The 24,846-nt window shown below is 66.5% G+C and carries 25 protein-coding genes and 2 tRNA genes; 11 read left to right on the forward strand and 16 right to left on the reverse strand.

Features of this window, described 5'->3' with window-relative positions; translation table 11 throughout:
- Positions 1-65: 65 nt before the first annotated feature.
- From CSW59_RS18705 to CSW59_RS18720, 4 genes are read left to right on the forward strand one after another with little or no spacing between them, the layout of a single operon-like run.
- Positions 66-1,181, forward strand: coding sequence for an ABC transporter permease (locus CSW59_RS18705; RefSeq protein ID WP_099445480.1), 1,116 nt, complete (start codon positions 66-68; stop codon positions 1,179-1,181).
- On the forward strand, positions 1,178-2,011 hold the full coding sequence (locus tag CSW59_RS18710; RefSeq protein WP_099445481.1) for an ABC transporter ATP-binding protein: 834 nt from the start codon (positions 1,178-1,180) through the stop codon (positions 2,009-2,011). Before CSW59_RS18705 ends, CSW59_RS18710 begins: the two co-directional genes overlap by 4 nt.
- Positions 2,011-2,949, forward strand: coding sequence for an MlaD family protein (locus CSW59_RS18715; protein WP_099445482.1), 939 nt, complete (start codon positions 2,011-2,013; stop codon positions 2,947-2,949). Before CSW59_RS18710 ends, CSW59_RS18715 begins: the two co-directional genes overlap by 1 nt.
- Positions 2,946-3,581, forward strand: coding sequence for an ABC-type transport auxiliary lipoprotein family protein (locus CSW59_RS18720; RefSeq protein WP_099445483.1), 636 nt, complete (start codon positions 2,946-2,948; stop codon positions 3,579-3,581). Before CSW59_RS18715 ends, CSW59_RS18720 begins: the two co-directional genes overlap by 4 nt.
- Positions 3,582-3,584: 3 nt before the next feature.
- Here the strand turns inward: CSW59_RS18720 and CSW59_RS18725 are convergent, their stop codons facing one another.
- A complete protein-coding gene (locus CSW59_RS18725) occupies positions 3,585-4,349 on the reverse strand; it encodes an NUDIX domain-containing protein (protein ID WP_099445533.1) in 765 nt (254 codons plus the stop codon).
- A gap of 60 nt (positions 4,350-4,409) precedes the next feature.
- Positions 4,410-5,543, reverse strand: coding sequence for a pole-localized protein SpbR (spbR, locus tag CSW59_RS18730; protein WP_099445484.1), 1,134 nt, complete (start codon positions 5,541-5,543; stop codon positions 4,410-4,412).
- A 206-nt stretch (positions 5,544-5,749) separates the two neighbouring features.
- Here spbR and CSW59_RS18735 point away from each other — a divergent pair, with 206 nt between their 5' ends.
- Both CSW59_RS18735 and CSW59_RS18740 read left to right on the forward strand, forming a co-directional pair.
- On the forward strand, positions 5,750-7,540 hold the full coding sequence (locus tag CSW59_RS18735) for an ATP-binding protein (RefSeq protein ID WP_099445485.1): 1,791 nt from the start codon (positions 5,750-5,752) through the stop codon (positions 7,538-7,540).
- 80 nt (positions 7,541-7,620) lie between these two features.
- Positions 7,621-8,811: a CaiB/BaiF CoA-transferase family protein gene (locus tag CSW59_RS18740; protein WP_099445486.1), complete on the forward strand. Its 1,191-nt coding sequence runs from the start codon at positions 7,621-7,623 to the stop codon at positions 8,809-8,811.
- On the opposite strand, the gene CSW59_RS18745 is transcribed toward CSW59_RS18740, so the two are convergent.
- Positions 8,798-9,676, reverse strand: coding sequence for a transglycosylase SLT domain-containing protein (locus tag CSW59_RS18745; RefSeq protein WP_099445487.1), 879 nt, complete (start codon positions 9,674-9,676; stop codon positions 8,798-8,800). The genes CSW59_RS18740 and CSW59_RS18745 overlap by 14 nt on opposite strands.
- A gap of 193 nt (positions 9,677-9,869) precedes the next feature.
- Between CSW59_RS18745 and CSW59_RS18750 the strand changes: the two genes are divergently transcribed.
- On the forward strand, positions 9,870-10,583 hold the full coding sequence (locus tag CSW59_RS18750) for an energy transducer TonB (protein ID WP_099445488.1): 714 nt from the start codon (positions 9,870-9,872) through the stop codon (positions 10,581-10,583).
- Positions 10,584-10,659: 76 nt separating this feature from the next.
- Here CSW59_RS18750 and CSW59_RS18755 read toward each other — a convergent pair whose 3' ends face one another.
- On the reverse strand, positions 10,660-11,823 hold the full coding sequence (locus CSW59_RS18755; RefSeq protein WP_099445489.1) for an acyl-CoA dehydrogenase family protein: 1,164 nt from the start codon (positions 11,821-11,823) through the stop codon (positions 10,660-10,662).
- A gap of 34 nt (positions 11,824-11,857) precedes the next feature.
- Entirely contained in the window at positions 11,858-12,868 is a 1,011-nt protein-coding gene (locus tag CSW59_RS18760) for an FAD-binding oxidoreductase (protein ID WP_099445534.1), read from the reverse strand.
- 167 nt (positions 12,869-13,035) lie between these two features.
- Between CSW59_RS18760 and CSW59_RS18765 the strand changes: the two genes are divergently transcribed.
- Entirely contained in the window at positions 13,036-13,443 is a 408-nt protein-coding gene (locus CSW59_RS18765) for a helix-turn-helix domain-containing protein (RefSeq protein WP_099445490.1), read from the forward strand.
- 188 nt (positions 13,444-13,631) lie between these two features.
- On the opposite strand, the gene ligD is transcribed toward CSW59_RS18765, so the two are convergent.
- Genes ligD through CSW59_RS18780 form a run of 3 tightly spaced genes read right to left on the reverse strand, consistent with a single transcriptional unit; the run spans position 13,632 to position 15,054 of the window.
- Positions 13,632-14,576, reverse strand: coding sequence for a non-homologous end-joining DNA ligase (gene ligD / locus CSW59_RS18770; RefSeq protein ID WP_236632267.1), 945 nt, complete (start codon positions 14,574-14,576; stop codon positions 13,632-13,634).
- Positions 14,573-14,773, reverse strand: coding sequence for a hypothetical protein (locus tag CSW59_RS21010; RefSeq protein ID WP_099445491.1), 201 nt, complete (start codon positions 14,771-14,773; stop codon positions 14,573-14,575). The genes ligD and CSW59_RS21010 overlap by 4 nt, the downstream gene beginning before the upstream one ends.
- Before the next feature lie 11 nt (positions 14,774-14,784).
- The gene (locus tag CSW59_RS18780; protein WP_099445492.1) at positions 14,785-15,054 is read right to left on the reverse strand and encodes a hypothetical protein; all 270 of its coding nucleotides are present in this window, start codon (positions 15,052-15,054) and stop codon (positions 14,785-14,787) included.
- Between the two features lie 338 nt (positions 15,055-15,392).
- Here CSW59_RS18780 and CSW59_RS18785 point away from each other — a divergent pair, with 338 nt between their 5' ends.
- From CSW59_RS18785 to CSW59_RS18795, 3 genes are all read left to right on the forward strand, one after another.
- Complete coding sequence (locus CSW59_RS18785; RefSeq protein WP_066682603.1) at positions 15,393-15,674, forward strand: HU family DNA-binding protein; 282 nt, start codon at positions 15,393-15,395, stop codon at positions 15,672-15,674.
- Between the two features lie 122 nt (positions 15,675-15,796).
- Positions 15,797-17,026, forward strand: a complete 1,230-nt coding sequence (locus CSW59_RS18790; protein WP_099445493.1) for a putative DNA modification/repair radical SAM protein — start codon at positions 15,797-15,799, stop codon at positions 17,024-17,026.
- A complete protein-coding gene (locus tag CSW59_RS18795) occupies positions 17,026-18,522 on the forward strand; it encodes a UdgX family uracil-DNA binding protein (RefSeq protein WP_099445494.1) in 1,497 nt (498 codons plus the stop codon). Before CSW59_RS18790 ends, CSW59_RS18795 begins: the two co-directional genes overlap by 1 nt.
- Before the next feature lie 129 nt (positions 18,523-18,651).
- On the opposite strand, the gene CSW59_RS18800 is transcribed toward CSW59_RS18795, so the two are convergent.
- From CSW59_RS18800 to CSW59_RS18835, 8 genes are all read right to left on the reverse strand, one after another.
- A complete protein-coding gene (locus CSW59_RS18800; protein ID WP_099445495.1) occupies positions 18,652-19,188 on the reverse strand; it encodes a hemerythrin domain-containing protein in 537 nt (178 codons plus the stop codon).
- Between the two features lie 99 nt (positions 19,189-19,287).
- Positions 19,288-21,015 (reverse strand): ATP-binding protein, encoded by a 1,728-nt coding sequence (locus CSW59_RS18805; RefSeq protein WP_099445496.1) that lies wholly within the window; start codon positions 21,013-21,015, stop codon positions 19,288-19,290.
- Entirely contained in the window at positions 21,012-21,557 is a 546-nt protein-coding gene (locus CSW59_RS18810) for a YfiR family protein (RefSeq protein WP_236632268.1), read from the reverse strand. Before CSW59_RS18810 ends, CSW59_RS18805 begins: the two co-directional genes overlap by 4 nt.
- Positions 21,558-21,886: 329 nt before the next feature.
- Positions 21,887-21,963: transfer RNA gene (locus CSW59_RS18815), tRNA-His, on the reverse strand.
- A 129-nt stretch (positions 21,964-22,092) separates the two neighbouring features.
- Positions 22,093-22,824, reverse strand: a complete 732-nt coding sequence (locus CSW59_RS18820) for an energy transducer TonB (protein ID WP_099445498.1) — start codon at positions 22,822-22,824, stop codon at positions 22,093-22,095.
- A 12-nt stretch (positions 22,825-22,836) separates the two neighbouring features.
- Positions 22,837-23,268, reverse strand: a complete 432-nt coding sequence (locus tag CSW59_RS18825) for a biopolymer transporter ExbD (protein ID WP_099445499.1) — start codon at positions 23,266-23,268, stop codon at positions 22,837-22,839.
- Positions 23,269-23,273: 5 nt separating this feature from the next.
- Positions 23,274-24,176 carry a MotA/TolQ/ExbB proton channel family protein gene (locus CSW59_RS18830; RefSeq protein ID WP_099445500.1) on the reverse strand — a complete coding sequence of 301 codons (903 nt, stop codon included), beginning with the start codon at positions 24,174-24,176 and terminating at the stop codon, positions 23,274-23,276.
- 570 nt (positions 24,177-24,746) lie between these two features.
- A tRNA-Phe gene (locus tag CSW59_RS18835) sits at positions 24,747-24,822 on the reverse strand.
- Positions 24,823-24,846 lie beyond the last annotated feature (24 nt).

Genomic DNA, 24,846 nt, shown 5'->3' on the forward strand with positions numbered 1-24,846 from the left:
GTTTTGCACTTGTCAGGTCCATGGCGGGGCTTGGATATAAACGAGAGCACACCCTCAAGGACCTCATGGCGCTTCCTGCGGACTTTACCTTGGCCGAACAGGATGGCCGCGCGACGGCGGTGCTGTCGGGAGACTGGACCGCCCGTGGGCTGTTGGACGCCGGCTTGCGCCTGGCCAAGGCCCTGGACGGCGTGGAAAGTCCCGCCTTCGACCTCACAGGCGTCAACCGCTGCGACACCGCCGGCGCCTACGCCATCCTGCGCGCTGCGGACGACCGCTTGAAGCCCGAGGACGTCAAGGCCCGCCACGGCGTCCTGCGCCTGTTGGAGCTGGTGTCCGCCGCCATTCAGGTTCAGTCCGAGCCGACCGTGCGCCCAGGCGGCTTCAGGGCCCTTCTGGAGCGGATCGGGCGCGGCGTCTTCGGCCTGTTCTCCGACGCCTACAGCACCCTGGCCTTCCTGGGCCATCTGCTCACAGCGGTCGGCCGCAGCATCGTCAATCCTCGACGAATTCGTTGGGCGCCGATCGTCGCCCTATGCGAGCGCGCGGGTCTGGACGCCTTGCCGATCGTGGCGACCACGACCTTCTTCATCGGCGCGGTGGTGGCCCTGCTGGGCGCCAACATGCTCACCGACTTCGGCGCGCAGGTCTATTCGGTCGAGCTGATCGGCATTTCGGTGATGCGCGAATTCAACATCCTGATCACCGCGATCCTGCTGGCGGGCCGCTCGGCGTCCAGCTTCGCGGCCGAGATCGGCTCGATGAAGATGAACCAGGAGATTGACGCCATGCAGGTCATGGGCGTCGATCCCTACGAGGCGCTGGTGCTGCCGAGGTTCGCCGCCCTTCTGCTGACGATCCCGATCCTGACCTTTGTGGCGACGATCGCGGGCCTGGCCGGCGGCATGCTTGTCGTGTGGGTCGTGCTGGATTTGTCGCCCAACTTCTTCCTCCAGCGGATCGTCGACTATGTGGGGGCCACCCACTTCTGGATCGGCATGTCCAAGGCGCCCGTCATGGCCGCCGTCATCGCCGCAATCGGCTGCCGTCAGGGCATGGAGGTCGGCCAGGACGTCGAGGCGCTGGGCCGCCGTGTCACCGCCGCGGTCGTCCACGCCATTTTCGCGATCATCCTGATCGATGCGGTGTTCGCCCTGATCTACATGGAGCTGGACATATGACCCGTCCTGCCCCGATGCCCGCCCCCGTCGAGACCGCTGACAGCGAGACCTTTCCGATCGAAGTGCGCGGCCTGGTGTCCCGCTTCGGCGACCATGTCGTCCATGACGGCCTGGACCTGAAGGTCGAGCGGGGCGAAGTCCTGGGGGTGGTCGGCGGCTCGGGCACCGGCAAGTCGGTGCTGCTGAACACCATCATTGGCCTGAAGGCGCCCGACGGCGGCCATGTGCGTCTGTTTGGCGGGGATATGCGCACGGCCTCGCGCCGCCGCTGGTCCTCGATCGAACGCCGCTGGGGCGTGCTCTTCCAGCAGGGCGCCCTGTTCTCGAACCTGACGGTGCGCGAGAACGTCGCCGCGCCGCTGCACGAGCACACCCGCCTGCCCCGCCGCGAGATCGACGAGATCGCCGACCTGAAGATCGCCATGGTCGGCCTGCCCGCCCACGCGGCGCTGCTGAAGCCGGCCGAGCTGTCGGGCGGCATGCGCAAGCGCGCCGGCCTGGCCCGTGCGTTGGCCATGGATCCGGAGCTGCTGTTTCTGGACGAGCCCACCGCCGGCCTCGATCCGATCAGCGCCGCGGCGTTCGACGACCTGATCAAGGACCTCTCCGCCAGCCTGGAGCTGACGGTGTTCATGATCACCCACGATCTGGACAGCCTCTACGCCATCACCGACCGCGTGGCGGTGCTGGCCGACAAGAAGGTGGTCGCCGTGGCGCCGGTTCACGAACTGGAGCGTTCGGATCATCCCTGGATCAAAAAGTACTTCCTGGGCCCGCGAGGACGCGCCGCCGCGTCCGCCGAGTCCCTGGCCGAGGCGAGGATCGACTGATGGAAAGAAACGCCAACTACGCGGTGGTGGGCGCGATCACGCTGGCCCTTTTCATAGGGCTGATCGTCTTCGCCGTCTGGCTGGCCAAGATCAGCTTCAATCGCGACTACGACCTCTACGACGTCCTGTTCGTCGGTCCCGTCCGCGGACTGTCGCAAGGCGGTGAAGCGCACTTCAACGGCATCAAGGTCGGCGAGGTCACGCGGATCGAGCTGGACAAGAGCGATCCCAACCGCGTGATCGCTCGGATCAGCGTCACCTCGGACGTGCCGATCAAGGTCGACAGCTACGCCACGCTGGAGCCGCAAGGCATCACGGGCGTGAACTACATCCAGATCACCGCCGGCTCGCCCAACGCGGAACTGCTGAAGGACACCGTCAAAGGTGGCAGCGTGCCGGTTCTGCGCAGCCAGCGCAGCGCCCTATCCGACCTGCTGGAGGGCGGCGGCACCGTCCTGACCCGCACGATCGAGGCGCTGGACCGCGTCAACCGCGTGCTCTCCGACAAGAATATCAAGACCTTCACGGCCACGCTCGGCGACGTCCAGGCGGTTACCGCCGAGTTGCGCGAACGCAAGGAAGTGATCGCCGACGCCCAGAAGGCCTTGCAGAGCATCGACCAGACGGCGCAGTCGATCACGGAACTGGCCAACAGCGCCGACGGTTTGGTCAATGGCGACGCCAAGCGCACGCTGAAGGAGTTGGGCGACGCCGCCGCCGAGCTCAAGGCTGCCGCCAAGGACGCGCGCGGCATGGTGGGCAAGCTGGAAGGCCCGACCAGCGACTTCGCGACCACCGGCCTGCCCCAGCTGTCGGCAGCTATCGTCACCCTGCAATCAGCCGCCGAGTCTCTGGATCGGCTGGTCGGCGAGGTCGAACAGAACCCTCGCGGCGCGCTTAGCAAGGCGCCCGCCAAGGAATTGGAGGTCAAACCATGAGCCCGATCCGCAACATCGCTCGCCTCACGGCGGTCGCGGCGCTCGCCATGGGCCTCTCGGCCTGCATTAGCGTCTTCCCGAAGACCAAACCGGCAGGCCTCTATCGCTTCGGCGAGGCGCAGGTCAGCGCGCCCAAGGGCCCGCCCGGCGCCATGTTCAGCGTGCTCAAGACGCCCTCGACCTTCACCCGCGCCGCCGCCGGCGACCGCATCCTGACCAGCAGCCAGGGTCAGGTGGCCTATATCGCCGACGCCCGCTGGGTCTCGTCGGCCTCCGTCCTGTTCGAGGAGGCGGTCGCCCGCGCGTTTGAGAACGATCCTGGACGGGCCCGCCTGATCGGTCGCGGAGAGGTGGCCAAGGCCGATCTCGCCCTGCGCCTGGAGGTGCGGACCTTCGAGACCGACTACGTCAACGGCCCCAAGGCCGCGCCGGAAGTGGTGGTGAGCGTGCGGGGCGTTCTGAACCGCAACACCGACCGCACGCTCGTCGGCGACAAGGTTTTCGAGGCCCGCGTGAAGGCGGCGGACAACCGCGTCTCGGCCATTGTCCCAGCCTATGACAAGGCCGTCGCTCAGGTGCTGGGCGAGATCGTGGGCTGGGTGAACGCAGCCAGCCCGGCCGTCGCGGGCTAGCTGTTACAGCGCGGCCAGCGGCTCGGTCACCGCGCCGTATCCCGCCTCGGGCGGGATACGGAGGACCTCTCCGTCCACCCAGGGCTCGACCGTGATCAGCTCCCGCGCCGAGGCCCGGCGGACAGCGTCGGCCGGATCGGTGCTTTCGGCCAAAAGCTGCAGGTTCATACGCGTGGGGAAGATCACTTTGCGCGCGCCAATCGCCGCCAGCTCAAGAGCTCGGCGCGGCGCGATCCATTCGGCGTCAACCGCCTCATGGCCGTCGCAGATCGCCTGCTGGGCCAGCGGCGCGTGGGCGACATAGAACCAGGTGTCGAACCGCTTGGGCATCAGCCTCGGCGTAATCCAGCGGGCGAATACGGTCAGGGCCGACAGATCGAGGCTTAGGCCAAGATCCGCCACCACCTCAAGGAACGGGACCTTGTCCTCAGCCACCGCCGCCCGGGTGTCCTTGGCGGCCTCGCCCGCGTAGAACGCGCCGTCGCGATCGCGCGCCAGCAGGACGCCGGCCTCCTCGTAAGCCTCGCGCAGGGCCGCGATACGCAAGGCCGCGTCATCGGCCTCCACCGTGTCAAAACCCAGAGCGTGCTCGCGCCATCGTGGATCGCCGTCGCCCTGATGGCTTTTGCCGCCGGGAAACACCAAGGCGCCGGCGGCGAAGTCTATCTGATGGTGCCGCTTGACCATCAGGACCTCGAAATCAGGCGCGTCTCGAAGCAGTAGTATGGTCGCGGCCGGGCGTATGGCGCCCTGAAATGACTCGGACATAGCGACAGTCTGGCGCCGCACCAGCGCCATCACCAGCCCAGATTCGAACGATCGTTCAAATCAGGCTGAGGCAGATCGCCGCTTTTCGGCGCTACGCTCCATGCGCTCCAGCAGATAGTCTGTGTCGTCGCGCGAAGCCGCATGCGGCGACGTCAGGAAGCGCTGCATCATGTGCTCCTGGAACCGCTCCCGATCATGGTCTCCGCCGTCGAGCTCCAGGCTGTGGAACGCGTCCACGCCAGCCTTGAACGCCGCATACAGGCGTGGCGGCAGGCTGGCGCGCTCGCAGACAGCCTTCAGGCCCAGCGGCCCGGCGTCATGGATCATCAGCCAGGCTCGATGGTGGGGAATGCTGGCCAGCTCCGCTACGCCCCATTCGAAGAAGGTCATATGGCCGTGCGCCAGGGCGCGCAGCAGCAGCGAGGGCGAGAGCCGGCCAACGCTGTGCAGATGCGCGACGAAGGCCTTGGGGTCGGCGGTCCGGCCAGCCTGGTCGACCAGATCAATCGTCGCCCGCTCCTTGGCGTCGACAATCAGCTCCAGCGTCAGCTCGGCCGACAAGGCGTGATGAGTCAGGATGTGATCGCGCAACTGGTCGCCGACCAGGTCGATCAGGCGCTCGGCCACGGCCAGGGGAAGGGTGGCGCGGTAGGCTACAGACTGCAGCACCTGTTCGGACTTGGCGAAGCGGGAAATCGCCTTCTTCAGCGAGACCTCGGAGAAGCGGGCGTTGTCGTTAGCGCAGACCGCGGCGACCGCCTCCTCCCCCGCCTCGTCGATCAACTGAGCCGTGATCCGGCTGGACAGCTTCGGGCGCTTGGCCACGGCCAGCTGGCGCGCGGGTCCGCCGACGCGGATGATCTCGGCAAGGTCGGCGTCGGAGAAGATGGGCGAAAAGCTGATGATCGGCAGGCTGACCGACTCGATATCCCGCGCCAGACGCATGACCACATCGTGAGGCAGGACCTTGGAGCTTTTAAGCGTCACGGCCATGGCCCGGCGCACCAGCTCGGCCGCGTCTGCGGCCATCACTCGCAGGATGTCATGGGCGACCTGGCGATCCTCTTCGCCAAGCTCGGCGCGGTCGATGTTGCGGCACAGCTTGTGAGCAGCCAGCGCACGCTCGTCGGCCGTCGCACCCTTCACCAGCATCCGGATGTCGGCTTCGGTCAGTGCTGCGCGCGTCGTGGCCATGGATCGCCCGTCCGGACCGGAGGTGTGTGTCGAAACCTGTCGTGCGTGTCAGCGAAAGCCCTTCCACGGAGCCTTCGCGAGTCACGATCATCATCCGTTAGGCTTAACGATTGTTTGCGCCCGAACGCCAGGGATTAACGACGTGCCGTAACGCTGAGCAAAGGACGCGCTCCTAAGGTACCCAGCCCATCATCAGGAGCCTGTCCTTGCTCGCCGAGCGCCGCCAGAACGAAGACCCCGTCGGAAGCGCGCAGCTGGCCAAGGCTCTGGACGCCCAGGCCGCCCTGCTGCCTTACGCCCTTGGGGTTTTCGCCATCAGCCTGCCGCTGTTCGTCTGGGTGGCCTCCTTCGCCGAGAACAGCATCTGGATGACGGCCAGCTTCGCGATTTTCGCGATCAACTGGGGCGCTTTCTATCTGGCCGTTAACGCGCTGCGCGACGACGGGTCGCGGGATCTGGGCCGTCGGGCGCGAATCCATGTGGCCTGCGGCGTGCTGTGGGCGCTTGCTGTCGCTCAGATCTCGGCTTTCGCAGTCGGCGCCGGTCCCGCGCGCGAGACGCTGCTCATGCTGGCGACAGCCGGAGCCGTGCTGTGCGCCTTCTTCTCCGCGCCGTACCTGCCGGCCCTGTTGATCGTCGCGCCACTGGCCGCCGCTGGCCCGCTGGTCGCGCAGTTCATCGGACCCGCGCCGCATACGGGTCTTGAGCTGACCTGGGGCGCAACCGCTCTGGCCCTGGCTCTGGCCATGATCCACAATCGAACCCTGCGCCGACAACACCACCTGGCGGTCGCCCACGAGCAGCTGGTCGACGAGCGCTTGCGCGTCCTGGAGACCGCCGAGCGGACCGCTCGCTCCAAGTCCGACATCGTCGCCACGCTCAGTCACGAGATCCGCAACGGCCTGACCGGCGTGACCCACGTGCTCGCCGCCGCCGCTGGCCGTGGCGGACGCGCTGCGCCATCGCGCGAGCAGCTAAACGCAGCGCTGGACGCCGCCCAGGATCTGATCGCCGTGCTGAACGCGACGCTTGATTCCGAGACGGCCGAATCCGGCCGCCTCAGCGTCGAACGGCAAGCCTTCGATCCCGTCCGGCTGATTCAGGATCTCGTGCTGCTGGAAAAGCCGCACGCCGGCGCCAAGGGGCTTGAGCTTTCGATCCACATCGACCCGGTGCTGCTGGGGCGCGATCGCGGGGCGACGGTCGCCGATCCCCTGCGCACGCGCCAGATCATGTCCAACCTGCTCAGCAATGCGGTCAAGTATACGGTGCGGGGCCGCATCGAGGTCCGGCTTGAGCTACGCGATGACCATGTGGCGGTTGAGGTCGCCGACACTGGTCCTGGTCTGTCGTCCGACGAGCTGGAGCAGGCCTTCGAGCCCTTCCGGCGGGTGGAGCGCACCGGCGCGGGCGTCAACGGCGCGGGCCTTGGCCTTTCGCTGTCGCGTCAGCTTTCGCGGCTAATGGGCGGCGCGCTGGAAGCCAGCAGCGCGATGGGCGTCGGCAGTTGCTTCACGCTGCGTCTGCCGTTTGATCCGCTGGCCGAACGCGGAGGCCACGAAGTCGCTATGGCCGCCGATCCCCTAGGCGCCCCACGGGCGATGCGCGTGCTGATCGCCGAGGACGACGCCCTGAACGCGGCCATGCTGCGCGCCATCCTGGAGCAACTGGGCCATCAGGTCGTCCATGCCCAGAACGGCCGTCGCGCTGTGGACCTGGCCGGGATCGCCGAGTTCGACCTTCTCATGCTGGACGGTCGCATGCCGGTTATGGATGGCCCTGCGGCCATCAGGGCCCTGCGGGAAACCGACGGCCCCAACCGGCGCGCGCCGATCATCGCGATGATCGACGGCGACGGCGACGAGGCCCGCGAGAGCCTCGACGCTGGGGCCGACATCACGCTGCGCAAGCCCGTGAGCGTGGCAGGCGTGGCGCGGGCTGTCGCCGACGCGGCGGCTCTGGAGCGCCTCGAGGCCTTGCGAACCGCCGCCGCCTGAGCCGTCTGCCGTAAGGTAAGCCTTTCACGCTCCGCCGCCCTCCCCCATGGTTCTGTCCAAGAACACAATGGGAGGACGCGATGCTGGAAGGACTGCGGGTCATCGAGCTGGCGACCTACATCGCCGCCCCGGGCGCGGCGGGGATCATGGCCGACTGGGGCGCGGACGTGATCAAGGTCGAGTCGCCCGAGGGCGACCCCATGCGGCGCTTCTTCGACACCATTGGTTCGGACCAGGACGCCAACCCCGTCTTTGAACTGGACAATCGCGGCAAGCGGGCCGTGGTTCTCGATATTCGCAGCGACCTGGGCCGCGAGGCGCTGAAGGCTCTGGTCGCGACGGCCGATGTCTTCCTGACCAATGTCCGCCCCGCCGCGCTAGCCCGCGCCGGCCTGGACTTCGAGGCTCTGAAGGCCGTCAATCCGCGCCTGATCTACGCCAGCCTCACCGGCTATGGCCTGACGGGGCCGGACGCGGACAAGCCCGGCATGGACGTCGCCGCCTTCTGGTCGCGCGCCGGCGTTGGAGCGATCACCGCACCGAAGGGCTCGGAGCCGTTCCCGATCCGCACGGGCATGGGGGACCACGTGACGTCGCTGGCGACGGTCTCGGCGATCCTGGCAGCCGTTTTCGAGCGCCAGCGCACCGGCGAAGGGCGGCTGGTCGAGACCTCGCTGCTGCGGACTGGCGTCTATGCGATCGGCTCGGACATGGCGATCCAGCTACGCCTGGGAAAACTGGCCTCGACGCGAGGCCGCCGCGAAGCCGTGCAGCCACTCGCCAATTTCTACAAGACAGCCGACGGGCGCTGGATCTGTCTCTTGCCGCGCCAGGGTTCGGTCGACTGGCCGCGCATCGCCGCCGCCGCCGGCCGGCCAGAACTGGTCGACGACCCACGCTTTTCCTCGGCCAAGGCCCGGCGCGAGCATGGTGAGGCGCTGGTCGACATCCTGGACGCCGCCTTCGGCGCCATGACCTACGCCGAAGCCGCCAAGGCGCTGGACGCCGGCGACATCACCTGGGCCCCCTATCAGACCCCGCGCGAGCTGGCGCAGGACCCACAGGCCGAAGCGGCGGGCTGTTTCGTGGAGACGCCCAACGGGCGCGGCGGGACTTTCCGTGCTCCAGCCGCCCCGGCCCGCTTCCCGGGCGCGCCTGACGGACCACGCGGCCCCGCCCCCGCACTCGGCGCGGACACAGCGGCAGTGTTCCGCGAGCTTGGATGGGACGAGGAAAGGGTAGCCGCCCTGACAGCGGTCAGCGCTGCTTGACCTTGTCGTTGGCCTCGGCCAGCACGCGCAGCATCTCGGCCGAGAACATCGAATTGGCAAGGCGCTGACCGGCGCCCATGCCCGAGGAGCCTGACGAACCCGCGCCGCCGAACGGATCACCGACGTCCTGCGAGCCACGCAGGATGAGGTTCATCACCGCCTCCTGCTGCTGGATATGCTCCAGGCGACGGCCGCTAGCGTACTGCGTGAAGCCCTGGTCATCATCGGCCGGGCGCGACGGCGCCGGATCGGCGATCCGGGTCGAGCCGCCAGTCTTGGTCAGGTTCGCGTAGAGCTCGCCCACCGTTGTGTGGCGACCGTCGCGATAGAAGATCGAGCGGTTGGCTTGGGCGGCTTCGGGGAACATCGCCGCAGCGCTGGCGCTCGGCGAGGTCGTGGCCGCTTGTATCAGCTTGGCCGAGCCCTGCGGCCCCAGGAAGTGGGCGGCGTAGAGCTCGCCGGCCGTGGGCGAGCGCCCCACCCGGCCGCGCAGGTACGAGGCGTGATCCGAGGTCAGCTCGCCGGCCATCAGCGAGGCGGCGTGGGGATCCATCTTCAGGCCCAGAACCGCTTTTCGGGCCTCGTCGCCAGCGACGCGATAGCGACCATCGGAGCTTTGCGTGATCAGATCGGCGTAGCGAGCGTAGCCGTACTTGGAGCCGTGCTTCTTCAGCGTGGCCAGCCAAGTCTGGTCGACAAACTGGAAAAGACCCGACGCCGACGAGGTCCGCGCCTTGGCGGCGGGGTTGAAACCGCTCTCGCGCTTGGCCGTCCCCATCAGGAAGGTGAAATCAACCCCCGTCGCGCTGGAGGCGCGCTGGATGGCCGACTCAACGACGCTGCGAATGGAACCTACGGCGGGCATGGGTCTCAGGAGTCGGCGATCATAGTTAATTCCCAATTAACCACGTTCCGCGTCGCGCGTCCGGAGACGAGATGCCGCAGGCGATCTTACGGGCGTAAGAGAAATCTCCATCAGGATTACGATTGTCAATTTACAAGAGCGCGCACGCGTGCTGACCTGATCCTACGGATGTAATTCCACTAGGGAGATCAATATGGCTCTGGCCCTGTATCCCAATGGTTCCGGCATTTCTGGCCTGGACGCGGCGCCGCGCAAGCCGTCCCGCGTACTGATCCTGGGCCTCGGCGTCTCGGCCACCGCGCACATGATGCTGATCGGCTACCTCGCCTATCAGAAGTGGACCCAGCCCCTTCCGACGGCTGAGCCCGACAAACCGTTCGTGATCGAGCAGGTCTACACGCCCAAGCCGCCCCCGCCTCCCCCGTCGCAGACCCCGCCGCAGCAGAATCAGATTCGGCTGCATACGCCGGTCCCCACACCCCTGCCGACGCCCGAGCCCTTGCCGATCGAGCCGGTGAAGGTGGACGGTCCGCCACAGCCAGGTCCGTCAACCTTGCCGACCGCGCCAACCGCGCCAACCGCGCTCGCGACGCCGCCGGCCCCGCCGACCAAGGTGATCACCCGAGCCAACTGGCTGCGCGTTCCGTCCGCCGATGATGTGGCGCGCTACTATCCTGAAAGCGCGGTGCGTCGCGGGGTCTCCGGTTCGGCCACCCTGAGCTGCGCGGTGACAGTCAGCGGCGCGGTTCGCAACTGCGCGGTCGTCTCCGAAACCCCTGCGGACGAAGGCTTCGGCGCGGCCGCCCTGAAGATCTCGCGCTTCTTCAAGATGAAGCCGCAGATGGAGAACGGCGAGCCCGTGGACGGCGCAACCGTCAGCATCCCGATCCGGTTCAACGCGGACTGAGAAAGCTTCGTCCGGTGTTGAAACGGCGGCCGGGTCGCGCCTTCCAGCGACCCGGCCATGCCTTTTCAGGCGCCGCCTAGTAGCTCTTGGGCAGGCCCAGGACGCGCTCGGCGATGAAGTTCAGGATCATCTCGCGGCTGATGGGCGCGATGCGGGCGATCATCGCCTCGCGGAAGTAGCGCTCGACGTCGTATTCCTTGGCGTAGCCCATGCCGCCATGCGCCAGCACCGACGCCTCGCAGGCATGGAAGCCAGCTTCCGCCCCTAGATATTTGGCGGCGTTGGCCTCGGCCCCGCACTCCTGGCCCGCGTCGTAGAGCGCGGCGGCCTTGAAGGCCAGGAGGTTGGCGGCCTCGAGCTCAGCCCACGACTTGGCAAGCGGATGCGCCACGCCCTGGTTCTGTCCGATCGGCCGGCCGAACACCACGCGTTCCTTGGCGTAGGTCGTAGCCTTGGCCAGGGCCGCACGACCCAGGCCGATGGCCTCCGCAGCGAACAGCACGCGCTCGGGATTGAGGCCATGCAGCAGATACTGAAAGCCCTTGCCCTCCTCGCCGACCAGATCCTCGGCCGGGACGAACAAGTCCTCGATAAAGAGCATGTTACATTCGACGGCCTTGCGGCCCATCTTCGGGATCGGCTTGGCCTCGATCTTCTCGCGGTCGGTATAGAACAGCGACAGGCCCTGGGTCGGCTTGGCGCACTGGTCCTTAGGGGTGGTGCGGGCGATGATCAGGATCTTGTTGGCGCGCTGGGCGCCGGTGGTCCAAATCTTCCGGCCGTTCAGGCGATAGCCGCCGTCCACCTTCTCGGCCCGCGTCTCCAGGCTGGAGGTGTCGAGGCCCGAGTTGGGTTCGGTAACGGCGAAGCACATCTTGTCCTCGCCGGAGATCAGGCGCGGCAGCAGGCGCTCGCGCTGCTCATCCGTGCCGAACTTTACCAACGGCATGGGGCCAAAGATGTTCAGGTGGATCGCCGAGGCGCCCGAAAAGCCCGCGCCCGACTGCGCCACGGTCTGCATCATCACGGCGGCCTCGGTCAGGCCCAGGCCGGCGCCGCCCACGCTTTCGGGCATGGCCACGCCCAGCCAGCCGCCTTCGGCGATGGCGGCGACGAAGTCCTCGGGGAAGTTTCCGGTCTCGTCGGTGCGGCGCCAGTATTCATCGTCGAAGGCCGCGCAGACCTTGGCGACGCCCTCGCGGATGGCTTCCTGCTCTTCGGTCAACCAGAATCCGGACATCCGGCCTTACTCCCCTGCGCTGTGCGTCGCCCCTTTAGGCCTTCTCGAACCGTCGCGCATCGAGAGCAGCGGCGTCGGGGCCTGGGTTATCGCTTGTCAGATAAGCCGCCACCATATCCGCAACAAGCGGCGCGAACAGCCATCCGTTACGTCGGGCGCCAACCGCCAACATGACGCCCGGCGCTCGGCTCCAGCCCACGAGCGGCAAACCGTCGGGCGTGGTGGCTCGCACGCCGACCTCCACCACCGCGTGATCGAGATCGAGGCCCGGGCGCAGGTCTTGGGCGGCGCGACGCAGCGCCTGAGTCGCTGACGCGTCCGGCGCAAGATCGTCGCGCCCCGCCTCCATGGTCGCGCCGATGGACAGGGCTGCCTCTCCAGGCGCCAGATAGACGCCCTGGCCGCGCACCACCGCAGCGTCGTGATCCGGGGCGGAGGTGCGGAGAATTTGTCCCTTGATCGGCGCTAGCGCCGAGGTCTCGGGCGCTATGCGGCCATCGCGAACGCCCGGCCCGGTGGCCAGAACCAGCACATCGAAAGACTCGACTCGGCCATCGGTCAGCGTCAGAGCGCCGGACTCAAAGGAAACGACCTCGCCAGGATCGAAAACCGCACCGACGTCTTCCGCCGCCGCGCGGAGGTTGGTCAGGGCCGATCGCGCTTCCAGCCGCCAGTCCTCGGCGATCGTATCGCCCGCGGCGAGGCCCAGTTGCTCCAGCCGCGCCGCGACCTCAGCCCGCCAAGCCTTGGAGCCCTCGAGCCGCACGCCAGCGCGCGAAAGAGCGATCGCCAGGGCCTCGGCGAAATCCGGCCAGAGATCACGGGCGCGGCGCATCAGCGGCAGATGATCACGCGAAAGGGGGTCGAATAGCGCCTCGCTGACGGGCGCCAGCATGCCAGCGGCCACACCGGACGCGTTTAGGCCCGGCGGCGAAGGATCAAACACCGTGACCGCCCGTCCGGCCTGGGCCAGTCGTAACGCCACCGCCGAGCCGAAGGCCCCGGCTCCCGCCACCGCGATCTTTGCGCCGTCATCTGATTGCATCCGGCGCAGACACATTCCCGTATCGTGCACGTCAAGCCCGGACGCAGCCATAATCGTTTCATTGACCCGTTGCGTGTAAGCGTGGGCGTGACGACTCCGCGAAGCTCGGTCTATATCGTTAATACTCGCGTTTGAGCCGCGTCGCGGCGTTGAGGGATTTAAGGCGGATGAACGATCGACCCGCGGCTGAGCAGGCCCACCCCGTCGACCTGTACGTGGGCGCGCGGCTGAGGATTCGCCGAAAGATGATGGGTCTCAGCCAGACCCAGGTCGCTGACGCCCTCGGGATCACCTTCCAGCAGATCCAGAAGTATGAGCGCGGCGCCAACCGCATCAGCGCCAGCAAGCTCTATGACGCCGCCAAGCTGCTGCAGGCCCCGGTCTCCTATTTCTATGAGGGCCTGGAAGACACCGACGGCGGCATGGACGACGGCTTCGCCCAGCGCATGACCGAGTTCGTCTCGACGCCCGAAGGCTTGGAATTGGCCGGGCTGTTCCCGCGCCTGGCCGATCGGCGCCTGCGTCGCCGGGTCGTCGACCTGGTCCGCGCCATGGTGGACGACGAAGCGCCGTAACGGCCGCCTGCCGCTTCGGCTGGCCAGTCACCCGCGCCCGAACCCTGTTGATACGCCAACGCAACGGCGATTTGGGCTGGCGGTGATCGGTGGCCTCCAGCCAATGATGCGTCAGCTATCTGCCCGAACACCCGTCAGCTATGTCCCCGGCCTGAACAACAAGGGCGGGATGACAATTTATGGTGGGGCTATTTCGTCTTCTCGCCGCCCAGCCTCCTGATCGCCGCCGCCAAGTCCCGCTCACTCTCCGCATAGACGTCCCAAGCGTCGAGGCTCTTCAAAAACCCCGGCGCGGTGCGCAGATTGAAGCGCTTGGGGTTCAGCCCCTTCCTCACCTGGGTCCAGGACACCGGCCACGACACCGGCGCGCCCGGCCGGCCCCGGGGCGATAGCGGCGCCACCGCCGTGCTCATGCGGTCGTTGCGCAGGTAGTCGAGGAAGATCTTCCCGCCCCGCTCCCTCTTGGCCATGTTCAGCAGGTAGCGCTCGGGGCTGTCGGCCGCCATTTGGGCGCAGACCTCGCGGGCGAAGGCCTTGGCTGTGTCCCAGTCGACCGCTTCTCCCTTTTTTGGGGGCTTCAGCGGCGTCACGACATGCAGCCCCTTGCCGCCCGTGGTCTTGCAGAAGGGCGACAGGCCCAACGCCTCCAAACGGTCACGGATCTCCCGCGCGCCCTCCACAACGGCGTCGAACGACACGTCGGGCGCGGGGTCCAGGTCGAAGACCAGGCGGCCGGGAACGTCCTGCTTGTTCGGCCGGCAGTTCCAGGGGTGAAGCTCGGTCGCGCCCCACTGGGCGGCCGCCACCAGGCTCTCCACGGTGTTGAAGACCAGGTAGGGCTTGCGGTCGCCGCTGACGACCATGTCGTCGATCAGGGACGAGACACCCTTGCCTGAATGACGCTGGAAGAACGTCTCGCCGTCGATGCCGTCGGGCATGCGGATCACCGAGCACGGGCGGCCCTTGATGTGCTCCAGCATCCAATCGCCGACCGCTTCGAAGTATTCCGCCAGCTCGAGCTTGGTTCCCGGCGTCCCATCGCCGGCGTCGGACCACAGGGGCTTGTCGGGATTGGAGATCGCCACGCCCCGCACCGAAGCCTTGCCGTTTCTTCGCTTCGACAGGGGCGTCACTTTCGGTTCAAGAAGTTCGACCGCTTCGGCCAGGGCGGGCGCTTCAGCCACAGGTCGTAGTGTAGTCGAGTGGAGGCGTGTTTCTGGATGAAAAAGCGCGCGCGCTCGGACGCGGCGACGGCGACTTGGCCCGAGGGCTCGGCTGTCTTATCGAAGTCGCGCTTGGCCTCGTGGGCCGTGAGCTTGCGCCCCGCCATCCCTAGCCGCCCTATTCGCCGCCGAAGACTTGCGGACGCTCGTCGTCGACATCGCGACCGTCGCCGGGGTCCTCGTCCCGCTCCAGTTCGATGATCTCCTCGTCATCGAGATCCTCGCCGATCAGGGCGTCATCGTCGTCGGCGTCGCCCTCGGCCTGGGTGACGTCCAAGACGTCCGGCAGCTCCTCGAAGGTGCGAAACTCGCCATCGCGGCCGATCACGTCGTCGTCCATCACCTCGGCGCCGTCCTGGCCGTCCCATCCGTTTTCGACTTCGGTCATGACTCTTCTCCTATGGTCGTAGGAGAAATGGATGGCGGCTTCCGGCGTTCCGGGTGTCGTCAACGAGCGCCTCGCCAAGCGACCTGAGAGCGCCCGAAACGCGATTCCCTCGCGGAATCACCTATGGCGCGAGCCAGCTGGTAATCCACTTTCGGGACTAAAATTAACGCCTTTGCCCTGAAACCTGCCCTTCGGGAGAAGACGATTTCGTGAAAAACCCAGGCCCACGGGCGTTTTGCCCCCATGAATCGACGTTTTAACCTTCCCTTACGGGTGACAAACGCGTTCAGCCTCGTCAGGCTTCAACACTTCCCTGATTCACAGGAATGAGCTTAGAGATGACGAACGTTTCCGATCTGGTCGACGCCGCTGTCGCCGCTGACGACAAGCTGACCAAGACCCAAGCCAAGGCCATCATCGACGGCGTCTTCAAGTCGATCTCCGACGCCGCCGTGAAGGGCGAAGAAGTCTCGATCCCGGGCTTCGGCAAGTTCAAGGTCCAGGCCAAGCCGGCCCGCACCGGCCGCAACCCGGCCACCGGCGCGACCATCGAAATCGCCGCCAGCAAGAAGGTCGCCTTCACGCCGGCCAAGCAACTGAAGGACGCCGTCAACGGCTAAGCCTTTCGTCGAGAGGCGGACGTCCAGACGGCTGCCCCTCGACGTTGCTATTCACGCGCGATCTCTCGCCTCAGGCAAGAATCGCGCGTGGAGACTTTTCAGAACAAATCAAGAACGATAACGTGCTGCTTATGGCCGTTCTCGATCTTAGGCGTAAGCTCGCTATCCTCTCCGACGCCGCCAAGTACGACGCCTCTTGCGCCTCGTCCGGCGCTCAAAAGCGCAACTCGCTAGGTGGCCAGGGCGTGGGCTCAACAGAGGGCATGGGCATCTGCCACGCCTACGCCCCAGATGGTCGCTGCATCAGCCTGCTGAAAATCCTGCTGACCAACTTCTGCATCTACGACTGCGCCTATTGCATCAACCGCGTGTCGTCGAACACGGCCCGGGCGCGCTTCTCGGTGAAGGAGGTCGTCGACCTCACCCTGAACTTCTACAAGCGCAACTACATCGAGGGCCTGTTCCTGTCGTCGGGCGTCATCCGCACCGGCGACTACACAATGGAGGAGATGGTCAGGGTGGCAAAGTCGCTGCGGCTGGACCACGATTTCCGCGGCTACATCCATCTGAAGCTGATCCCCGAGGCCTCGCCAGAGCTGGCGGCCGAGGCGGGGCTCTACGCCGATCGGGTGTCGATCAACATCGAACTGCCGCGCGACGACAGCCTCAAGGCCTTGGCGCCCGAAAAGGACGTCACCGACATCAAGCGCGCCATGGGCCGAATGCGCCTGGAGATCGAGGATCGCGCAGATCCCGCGCGCAAAGCGGGGCGCCGGACCTTCGCGCGCAGCCAGTCGACCCAGCTGATCGTCGGGGCGGACGCGGCCAAGGACGGCGACATCCTGGCCCGCAGCGCCAACCTCTATGGCGCCTATCGGCTGAGCCGCGTCTACTATTCCGCCTTCAGCCCCATCCCGGACGCCAGCCATCGCCTACCGCTGGCCCGCCCGCCGCTGCTGCGCGAGCACCGCCTATATCAAGCCGACTGGCTGATGCGGTTCTATGGCTTCGAGCGGCCCGAGATCGTCGCCGAGGGCGAGGACCTGGATCTGTCGGTCGATCCCAAGACCGGCTGGGCGCTGAGGAACCGGGGACGCTTCCCCGTCGATATCCAGACCGCCGATCGCGAGACCCTGCTGCGCGTGCCCGGCTTGGGCGCCAAGGCCGTGGGACGCGTCCTGGCGGCCCGCAAGGTCGCGCGCTTGACCCTGGACGACTTGAAGCGCGTGGGGGCTGTCCTGAAGCGCGCCAAGCCTTTCGTCGTGACCGTCGATTGGACGCCGGGGGCTCTGACCGATCGCGACAGCCTGAAGGCGGCGCTGGTCCAGCCCCAGCAGCTGAGCCTGTTCTGATGCGGGTCGTTCGGCTGGCGTGCGAGACCGACTTCGCCGGTTGGCGGACGGCGGCGCGGGCGCTGCGGGCGGAGGGGGTGGAGCCTGAGGGCGTGGTGTGGACGGTGGAGAGAGACCTCTTCTCCCCTTCCCCTTGCGGGGAGGGGGCTGGAGCTGGAGGTGTCAGCCCGGCGAACTCAGAGCAAACACCCCCATCCCCAACCCCTTCCCCGCAAGGGGGAAGGGGCTTTACTGTCCCAGCCGCCTTCCTGGAGCTGGCCGAGCAGGTCATCCTAAACCGCGCGCCGGAGCGCTTCGCCCTGCTCTACCGCATCTTGTGGCGGCTGGAACGCGAGCCGCGCCTGATCGAGAACCCCGCCGACGCCGACATGGCCAAAGCCCGCGATATGGCCAAGGCCGTCAGCCGCGCCGCGCACAAGATGAAGGCCTTCGTCCGCTTCCGGCTGGTCGAGGGCGCGGCGACCGAGACCTACGCCGCCTGGTTCGAGCCGGCGCACCGCGTCACCGAGGCGGTCGCGCCGTTCTTCGTGCGCCGCTTCACCGCCATGGACTGGACGATCCTGACGCCCGACGTCTGTGTCGCCTGGGACGGCGAGCGGTTGATGGTGTCGGAAGGCGCAGACCCGGCCGACGCACCGTCAGAGGACGCGCAGGAGGAGCTCTGGCGCACCTACTACGCCTCGATCTTCAACCCGGCGCGGCTGAACCCCAAGCAGATGCGCCAGGAGATGCCCAAACGCTATTGGCGGAACCTGCCGGAGGCGGCGCTCATTCCGGAACTGATCGCCACCGCCCAGGAGCGCGCCGCCGCCATGGTCGCCGCCCCCACTCGACCGCCCTCCGAACGGGTGCTGAAGGCCGCGCTGCGACATTCACGCGACGCCTCTTTTGGGCAAGGCGCGCCGACGACGCTGGAGGAGGCGGAGGCCGGGATTCAGCTCTGCCGACGTTGCGACCTGTGGCGCGACGCGACCCAGGGCGTGCCGGGGGAAGGCCTTGGTCGCGCGCCGCTGATGTTCGTCGGCGAACAGCCGGGCGATCAGGAAGATCTGGCCGGGCGGCCTTTCGTCGGACCGGCTGGCCAGGTGTTCGACAAGGCGCTGGCCGAAGCAGGCGTGCCCCGCGACCAAGCGTTCGTTACCAACGCCGTAAAGCACTTCAAGCACGAGGTCCGCGGCAAGCGGCGCTTCCACAGGACGCCGGATCGCGGCGAGGTCGCCGCCTGCCGCTGGTGGCTGGACGCCGAGCGGCGGATCGTTCGACCTCGGGTGATCGTGATGCTGGGCGCGACAGCGGCTCTGGGGTTGATCGGCAAGCCGACGCCCATCGAGGCCAATCGCGGCAGGGCCTTGCAGTTGCCAGACCAAGCTCAGGGCCTGGTGACCTATCACCCGTCTTTCCTGCTGCGCGCGCCTGACGCCGCGGCCAAGGCGCGCGCCTATGCGGAGTTTGTCGAGGACCTCCGAATGGCGGCAGCGCTGGCTGGGCTGACATAGAAGGTGCTCCCCCGCGATGCGGGGGAGCTGTCAGGGCGTGACCGAGGGGGCAAATGCAGCATAAGCCCAGATCGCCCTCTCCGCCCCTCAGGGCCATCTCCCCCGCATCGCGGGGGAGGAACCTACGCCTCAGTGCGCCTTGGCGCCCATCTTGGCCATCAGCTCTTCCTTGCGCGCCTTGAGCCGTTCCCCCATGGCGTCGAGGTCCTCGTCGCCCCTCTTGGCTTGGGCGAAGAAACCGCCGGGTTGTTCCTCTTCCTTGACGTGGTGCTTGATGTACTCGCCCAGCACCTTGACCTTGGCGTCGTAGAACTCCTGGCCCGGCTTCATCGCTTCGATTTCAGCGATCAGCTTCTTGGCGCCGTCGTGCTCGACATAGGCCTCGTCGATCAGGTCGTCCTCGACGTCGCCACGCTCTTCCGGATAGAGGATCTCCTCCTCGATCTGCGTGTGCACCTTCAGGGCCAGGGCGATCTGGTTGAACAGCTCCTGCTTCTCGCTGTTGCTTTCCAGCTGTTCGTATTCGTCGAACATTTTCTCCACCTCGCGGTGGTCCTGCTTGAGCAGGCGGATGGCTAGCGGGTCGCGGCGACCGGTGCGGCGAGTGGCCTTGCGGGCCTTGGCGGTCTTGGCTGTGGTGGACGAATTCTTGGTGGCGGCGGCCATGTAAATCTCCTGGATAATCCCGACCGCCAACCAACACCGATGCCGTGCTACACGTTCCGGCGCCGTCCAAGTCTCACATGCGAGGCATGTGCAGAAGACCTAGTCGGGACGGGACGGCCCCGCCAGCACCGCGTCCAACTCGGCCGCCAGCGCCTCTATGCGGTAGGGCTTGACCAGCACCCGCCGCCCTTCCTTGCTGGCCGCCGCCGCGGCCGCGCTGTAGCCGGTGGTCAGCACCACCGGCAGGTCGGGACGCAGGCGGGAGATGTCTCGCGCCAGATCAAGGCCGCCGATATCGCCCGGCATGACCATGTCGCTGAACACCAGCTGGAAGCCTGGATCGCTGCGCAAGGTGTCGAGGGCCCCGGCGCCGTCACCGACCCGCTGCACGTCATAGCCCAGCTCTCGCAGCATCTCCTCGACCAGATGGGCGACACTGTCATCGTCCTCGACCAGTAGGATCCGCTGGCGATCCCCCCGCAACGAGGTGGGCTTTTCGAGCAACGGCGCGGGACCGAGGAGCGCCTTGGTTGAACGCGGGATGCGTAGCCAGATCGTCGTCCCCTCACCCAGAGCGCTGTCGACGCCGACTTCGCCGCCGGAGGCGCGTGCGAAGCCATACACCTGGGACAGTCCCAGCCCGGTTCCCTTGCCAACGGCCTTGGTCGTGAAGAAGGGCTCGAACAGGCGGCTGACCATGTCGGGCGCGACGCCGACGCCGGTGTCCCGTATCGAAAGCCGGACCATATCGCCAACGCCGTCAGGCTGGCCCGAAGGCTCGTTGCGAGCTTCGATCGTGATCGTTCCACCGTCCGGCATCGCGTCACGGGCGTTGATGGCGATGTTCAGCACCGCCACCTCCAACTGGGAGGCGTCCACCTCGACCCGCCAGAGGTTTGGCGGCAATTGCATGCGCACGGTGACATCCTCGCGCAGGGAGCGATCAAGGATCGCAAGCATGCCGGAAAGGCGCTCGCCGATGTCGATCACCTCGGGCTTGAGCGGCGTGCGGCGGGAAAAGGCCAGCAATTGCTGCGTCAGGCTGGCGCCGCGGTCGATAGCCTGACGGATGCCGTCGCGCAGCCGGTCGCGCCGGGTCGGATCGGAGGTGCGCTCCAGAAGGTCGAGACCGCTGGAGGCGACCATCAAGAGATTGTTGAAATCATGAGCCACGCCGCCGGTCAGCTGCCCCATGGCCTCCATCTTCTGAGACTGGCGCAGGGCGTCCTCGGCCTTTTCGCGCTCGCGGATCTCGGCCTTGAGCTTGCGATAGGCCTCAGCTTCCCGCGCGTTGGCGGCGCCCAGCACGGCGACCAACAGCGCCGCCATGACAATTAGCAGGCCAAAGCCGGCATAGCGCATCGCGCGTCGCGCCGGTGACTCCAGCACCGTGCGCAAATAGACTGAGCCCAGCACGGTCCCGCCCTCGGTCACCTGCGCCGTCAGGACGAGGCGCGCGCCGTCACGACGGGGCGGCGCGATCGCGTTCCTGGCGGGGGGCGGCGCGCCACCCCGCGCATAACTGGCCGCCAGCTCCCCCCTCATGTCGTAGGCCGCAACGGCCTCGACATCCGGGTTCGAGCTTTGAGCCCCCACGTACTCCTGGGCGGCGGAACGATCGTCAAAGGCCAGGGGCGCCGCAAGGCTGCCGGCGAGAATCCGCAACTGTACTTGAGCCTGACGAAAGCGCTCCTGCTCGCTCAAGCGCTCATTGTAGACGGCCATGCCGAAGGCAGCGACGACGATAGCGATGGCCAAGGCGACCGCCATCGACACCGTCAACGCCGGACGCCAGCGCCGGGAGCCAGACGACGCCGCCTCGCTCATCGCGGGCCGCCCCGGGGCGAGACCGACAGCGACTGTAGCTTGGAGCTCAACGTCAAGCCCTGGGCCTGGGCGGCATCAGAGCGAATATCGAAACGCACCCTGCCCTCGACCGTGACGAACTGGATCATGGCTTCCGGCGCCTCCAGCGTCTCGTCGGCGACGGTCAGAACCGGATAACCCGCGACCGCCGCGAACATCTGGCTGGGAGGCTGCGCACGCGACGCCGACACGAACAACATGTGGCACTCGGCGGCCTTGGTCACGGCCTGAAGCCGAACGACCACGATCGGATGCTCACCGACGCGGCGTCCAAGCGTCACGCGGTCGATCAGCCTCCCGAATGGATCATAGCCGCCAATGCACAATCGGAAGGGACTGGTCGGCCCTTCGAAGGCGCTTTCGGGCCAGGTCACGAACGGCGTGAACTTGGCGAGATAGTCCGCCTTGATCCCATAGGGCCCCCGTTCGCCAGCGTGGTCGTGGCCGCGACGGCCATGATCGTGGGCGAGCGCCTGACTCGACGCGATGCACAACAGAAGCATCGCCCCAGCAAGCCGCCACAGCAGCCTTAGACGACCTCCAGACGGCGCGCGTGAAGCGCTGGGCGGAATGCCCCAGACCATAGTTCAGTCCCCTCCAGCGGCTATCGAAACCCGGCGTTGCGGATTCAACGCGTCGACGGTCTCGTCGGTCGTGGCGATCTAGACCGCAACCTTAGCGTCTGCGCAGCGGATTCGGGCAAGGCATCGAAAGCGCGGCTCCAAGCGCTGAGTTTCAAACCCTTTCCATGACATTTTGGAGGCCTAGCTTCGGGCGCGAGCCATAAAGCAAAAAGCCCGAGGCGAACCCCGGGCTTTTCAAGTGCTTGCGATGGTACCAGCTCTCGGGCTCGAACCGAGGACCTCTAGATCCACAATCTAGCGCTCTAACCAACTGAGCTAAGCCGGCTCATCGCGAGGCGTCGTCTTTAGTCGGATCGGCCCCTGGGATCAAGCGCCGATCCAGACGATTTTAACAGGAAAACGCCCCGGAGCGGAAACTCCGGGGCGCTTCTTAGTCATCGTCTGGACCCAGACCCTATTGCGGGACCTGGAACACCAGCGGGACGGTCACCTGGCCACCGTCGACGGGCGCGCCGTCGAGGGTCTTCGGCTTCATCCGGAACAGGCGCGACAGACGCAGAGCCGCGTCGCCGAAGCCCATGTCGGCCGGACTCTCGGAGATGACCGAGCAGCCTTCCAGCGTGCCTTTCGCCGTGACGGTGCACGAGATCGTCGCCTTGCCGCTGACTTCCATCCGCTGAGCGCGGTCGGGGAAGTAGCGGGCCATGTCGTCCGCGCTGGGCTTACGGGCCCAGTCCGGACGGGTCACGACCGAGGCGCGAGCCGGCGGGTTCGTCGGAACCGGCGGAGCCTGCGAGATAACCGGCGGAGCGGTCGTCTCGACCCGCTTTTCAACGGGCGGGATCGGCAGCGGCGGCGGCGGCGTCACGTCCGGCGGCGGAGCCACCGGGGGACGCGGCTGCACCACGGCCGGAGGCGGCGGCGGCTCGTTGGTCGGCGGCGGCGGCGGCGGAGGCGGCGGCGGCGGCGGCGGCGGCGGAGGCAACTCCACAACGGTCGCGTCGTCCGAGTACTCCTGGAACACTGCCTCGAACTTCTGCTTCGCAAGATAAACGAAGAGAAGTGCGTGCAGACCAGCCACCACTGTCAGGGAGATGCCAAAAGCACCAAAACCCTTTTTCCGACGCGGGCGCTCCGAAGTGAGCGGATCGTAGTGGCGATGCTCGGGCGTTTGTTGTTCAGCCATGCAGCACCCCTACTAGCTATCATCCCGCCCAACGAGCGCCACGCTGTAGAAGCCGTTATCCTGGAGAGTGTTCATCACCTCCATGAAAGCCCCATAGCGAACCTTTTCGTCGGCCCGGATGAAAATGCGCTCCTTCGTCGGATCGCGGCGGCCCATGCTCTTGGTGATATCGAAGCCCAGCTCATCAATGCTGGTTTCGTTATCGCCCAGGTAGAGCTGCCCCGACTGCTTGATCGAGACGTAAACCGGCTTGGATGGAGGCGGCGATGATTTCGCCACCGCCGGCGGCAGGTTCACCTCGACCGACACGGAAGCCAGCGGAGCGGCCACCATGAAGATGATCAGAAGGACCAGCATAACGTCCACGAAGGGCGTAACGTTGATCTCACTGTTCTGTTCGACGTTGAACCTGTCGCCCCCACCGCCTGAGAGTTTGGCGGCCATGGGTGTTACGCCCCCTTGTCGAGCTGACGCGAGATGGCGTTCATCAGTTCAGCAACGAAACCTTCCGAACGCGTGCCGTAGGCCGAGATGCGGGTCTGGAAGTAGTTGTAGAAGATAACGGCCGGGATAGCGGCGAAGAGGCCGATACCGGTGGCGAGCAGGGCTTCAGCGATACCCGGCGCCACGACGGCGAGGTTGGTCGTGTTGGTGTTCGCGATGCCGATGAACGACGTCATGATGCCGTACACCGTACCGAACAGACCGATGAACGGACCGCCCGAACCAACCGAAGCCAGGAACACCATGCCGCCCGACAGGCGCTTGGCCAGCGAGGCTTGAACGGCGCTGATGGCGTAGGTGGCGCGAGCCAGCGTCGAGTCGCGGTGTTCGCCAGCCACTTGCAGGCCAGCTTGACGCGACAGTTCGACTTCTTGCGAGGCGGCCGAGGCCATGTCGGCCAGCGGGTTACCTTCGAACTCTTCCGACGAGCTGATGCGCGCGATGTCAGCGATCGAGCGAGCGCCGCGGAAGGCTTCCAGGAACTTGTCCGACTGCTTGTTCAGGGCGCTGAACTCGAAAATCTTGGTGAGCAGCAGAACCCACGAGAAGACCGAGGCCAGAACCAGGCCGATCATGACGACCTTAACGACCGCGCCGGCTTGCATGAACATGCCGATCGGGGTCAGCGAGTGGCCGGCCGGCTTGGCGGCTTCCTCGGCGGGAGCGGCCTCGGGGGCCGGAGCAGCAGCGGCGTCAGCAGCCGGAGCGGCAGGATCGGCCGGAGCGGCGGCTTCCGAAGTCGCGGGGGCCGGAGCCGCGGCGTCTTGGGCAAAAGCCGGGGCGCTCACCATCAGCGCAACGGCGCCAACGAGAGCGATGAGGGGGGTCTTCCGTTTAATGTCGAGCATCTGTCGCCAGTTCCTGATTGGTCTAGCACGTTTGGACCGAGGGTCGTCGCGCGAGAGCGTCTCCACCCTAACTCTGAATAGCCCGTTCCTAGGTTCGATTTCTCTCACCTCGGGACGGACCCGCTTCGCTGCGCTCGACCCGTTACGCCCCTCACGAGGACCAGGCCTCCAGAAGGATCGTTTCGAAGCGCGTGCGACCGATGCCCTTTGAAGGGGCTCCGGTCTTACCGCAATGTTAGAATTGCGGCTGTGGTCCTTTGGCAACCCCTTTTCGCACCGTCAAGGGTCTCGTTTGGGCACAAAATCGTCGTAGACGCCTGACACCCCCAGCTTTTACCGCGACGCACAAAGGGGTTTTCAGGAAAACGGGGCGTTTTTCCCCCAGCAGGAAGATTGGCGATGCTGCACCGCAGCAGGGCAACAAAACAGTGGTCGCCGAAGAAAGGCGCCTGCCGGCTTGGCAAATGAGCGCGCGCGTCTTGGGAGCGGACGCTTCGGTATGAAAGAAAAATGACGCCCCACGCCCTGAACCAGAGCCTTGGGTGTGAACCTTGTGGGAGGCGAAGAAGGTGGTGCCTGGGGCCGGAATCGAACCAGCGACACGCGGATTTTCAATCCGCTGCTCTACCAACTGAGCTACCCAGGCATCTGACCTTGGCGGGAAGAAACC

This window comes from Caulobacter sp. BP25 (assembly GCF_002737755.1).
GTDB lineage: Bacteria > Pseudomonadota > Alphaproteobacteria > Caulobacterales > Caulobacteraceae > Caulobacter.